Source organism: Acinetobacter sp. N1-1 (genome assembly GCF_056711485.1).
Genome location: NZ_JBWXUO010000004.1, coordinates 1 through 2,585 on the forward strand (window position 1 = coordinate 1; position 2,585 = coordinate 2,585).

Annotated in this window: 3 protein-coding genes; 1 reads left to right on the top strand and 2 read right to left on the bottom strand. The window is 38.8% G+C overall.

Annotated elements, in window-relative coordinates; translation table 11 throughout:
• Window positions 1-151: 151 nt before the first annotated feature.
• Together AC1MPL_RS00070 and tnpA are read right to left on the bottom strand one after the other, a co-directional pair.
• The gene (locus AC1MPL_RS00070; protein ID WP_479763250.1) at window positions 152-943 is read right to left on the bottom strand and encodes a hypothetical protein; all 792 of its coding nucleotides are present in this window, start codon (window positions 941-943) and stop codon (window positions 152-154) included.
• A gap of 121 nt (window positions 944-1,064) precedes the next feature.
• Window positions 1,065-1,478 carry an IS200/IS605 family transposase gene (gene tnpA / locus AC1MPL_RS00075; RefSeq protein WP_479763252.1) on the bottom strand — a complete coding sequence of 138 codons (414 nt, stop codon included), beginning with the start codon at window positions 1,476-1,478 and terminating at the stop codon, window positions 1,065-1,067.
• Between the two features lie 20 nt (window positions 1,479-1,498).
• On the opposite strand from tnpA, the gene AC1MPL_RS00080 reads away from it, so the two are divergent.
• Window positions 1,499-2,557 carry an RNA-guided endonuclease InsQ/TnpB family protein gene (locus AC1MPL_RS00080; protein WP_479763254.1) on the top strand — a complete coding sequence of 353 codons (1,059 nt, stop codon included), beginning with the start codon at window positions 1,499-1,501 and terminating at the stop codon, window positions 2,555-2,557.
• Window positions 2,558-2,585 lie beyond the last annotated feature (28 nt).

Sequence of the window (2,585 nt, forward strand, 5' to 3'; positions counted from 1 at the left end):
AGGTTAATATTTATTCGGTTTATCAGCGTTTTTAGCTCTAAATATATACAGATCATTCTGACTAATTAATAAACATTTAATTGGTTTTTATCGTTAAAATAAATTATTTGAAGTTTAATCATCGAACTTTTAACTTGTTTTTGACCTTATTTTATTCAAATTCATGTCCTTGATTGTCTTGATCTTGAGATATTTTCGGTTGAGGACGCTTTTCAAGTGTTGGTACAACCTCTTGTACATGGGCTTCACTTCTCATTTGTCTTTCTTTTCGTTCGACATCTTGAGCAAAGCTCTTTTCTCTGAGCATCTCTTCAGTTTGAATAACGCAGTTGCGTAAGGTCTCTATCTTTTTATTTAATTCTGTACGTTCAGGCGGTAATTCAAACTGCCTTTGATATAGATACTGTTCAGCAAGACGACACATCTTGATATTCTCAGCAACGTGATCACGAACTCGTGCAAATACTTGTTCAGGTTTAAAGGTTTGTAGTGCCTCGGTTTGTTCATCTAAGAAAGCTTCATGACAATGGTTGTCAACCAACTGTTTAAGCAGCACGTAAAAAGGAGTACTTTTATACGTTTCAGAGACCGCTTTAAACGCTTGCTTTACATCTAATGATTGACCGTTTTGCCAGTTGTCATAATGCTGTGTATAGACTTCCTTTTCAGCGAGATTATTCGCCTGTTCAATATTATGTTCAAAGCGTTGTCTGACAGACGCTATACGTTGATCCTCTGTCTGTTTTAATTGCTTTTGATGCATGAGATCAGACTTTGCAGAAGAGCTATGTTGGTGATCTAATGCTTTTTGATGTTCTTGTAATTTGAGTTGGATATGCGCCTCAAGTTGGGCATATTCTTGTGGGAAAAACTTCTTATACTCGCGAAAGACCTTAAGCTCTTTTTGTAACGCTCCAACTTTTAACTTCTCATCTTCAATCACTCGAATTGCACGATGATGGGCATCTCGTTCTTTATCCCTTTAGCCGTAAAACCTCGCCCTTCAGGGCGGGGATATAAGGCTGCAATCCGCTAGTCCCCCTTGTGGGGATTAGCTAGGATTGCTAATGCGGTGTTTGCTGTTGTTGAATGTATTGTTTAATAATTCCAATAGGTGCACCACCACATGATGCAGCGAAATAGCTAGGCGACCATAGGGCATTTCCCCATAATTTGTTTCTAATTTCAGGGTGTTTCTTTCGTAAAATACGGCTAGATGCTCCTTTTAGACTATTTACTAGGCTAGAGATAGCAACTTTAGGTGGATAATTTACAAGTAAATGAACATGGTCATGTTCACCGTCAAATTCAACTAACTCTGCTTCAAAGTCTATACAGACACGCTCAAAGACCTCTTTCATGGTTAAAAGCATTTCTTTTGAAAATACATCTCTACGATATTTAGCCACGAAGACTAAATGAACGTGCATGTTAAAAACACAGTGTCGACCTGTTCTAATCTCTTGACTATTACTCATAGACCAAATATATTTAAATAATGAAAACACTTAAATTACGCATAAAAGACAAACATTGCAAGGTGCTAGACCAACTCGCATCTGAGGTGAACTTTGTTTGGAATTATGTCAATGATTTGTGTTTTAAGCATCTCAAAAAAACAGGGAAATTCTTCTCAGCCTATGATGTTGCGAAATACACCAAAGGCACATCAAAAGAGTGTGGCTTGCATAGCCAAACTGTTCAAGCAGTGACAGAAGAACTCATCATAAGACGCAAACAGTTTAAGAAAGCCAAGCTGAATTGGCGTGTAAGTAATAAGAAATCTGCAAGACGTTCACTCGGTTGGATTCCATTCAAAAAAGTTGCTGTGAAGTACGCTGATGGCTATGTTCAATACGGTAAACATCAATTCAAACTATGGGATAGCTACGGACTTTCAAAATACAAAGTTAAGACAGGCTCATTCGTTGAAGATAGTCGTGGGCGTTGGTATGTGTGTTTGGTCGTAGATACACCAAAGATTGAGAAAACAGTATCAACCACAGCAATAGGCATTGATCTAGGGTTAAAAGACCTTGCTACATGCTCAGATGGTGTAAAACTCAAAGCCCCTAAAATATATCGTCAGTATGAACAAAAATTAGGTATTGCTCAAAGAGCTAAGAATCAAAAACGTGTTAAAGCGATTCATGCCAAGATTAAGAATATTAGACAGAATATGTTGCATCAATTCACACATAAACTTGTGAATAGCCATGCAATGATCATTGTTGGCAATGTAAATGCCAAAGCATTGGCACAGACAAAATTAGCTAAGTCTGTACTTGATGCAAGTTGGACGACCTTTCGAACCATGCTCAAGTACAAATGCGAGAACGCAGGCGTATGGTTTGAGGAAGTCAATGAAATGTATACCACCCAAACGTGTTCGTGCTGTAGCTCACGGCTCAGTAGTCCGAAAGGTAGAACAGGTCTTGGAATAAGAGAATGGCAGTGCATGGAGTGCGGTACGCTCCATGATCGGGATATTAACTCAGCACTGAATATTCTTGCGCTCGGACATGAGCGTCTCGCAGGAGGAATCCCCGTCCTTTAGGTCGGGGAGGATGTCAACTGTTTCTATA

Coding starts and splice junctions, on each gene's coding strand:
- tnpA (WP_479763252.1), bottom strand. CDS start 1,478: ATGAGTAATAGTCAAGAGATTAGAACAGGTCGACACTGTGTTTTTAAC.
- AC1MPL_RS00080 (WP_479763254.1), top strand. CDS start 1,499: ATGAAAACACTTAAATTACGCATAAAAGACAAACATTGCAAGGTGCTA.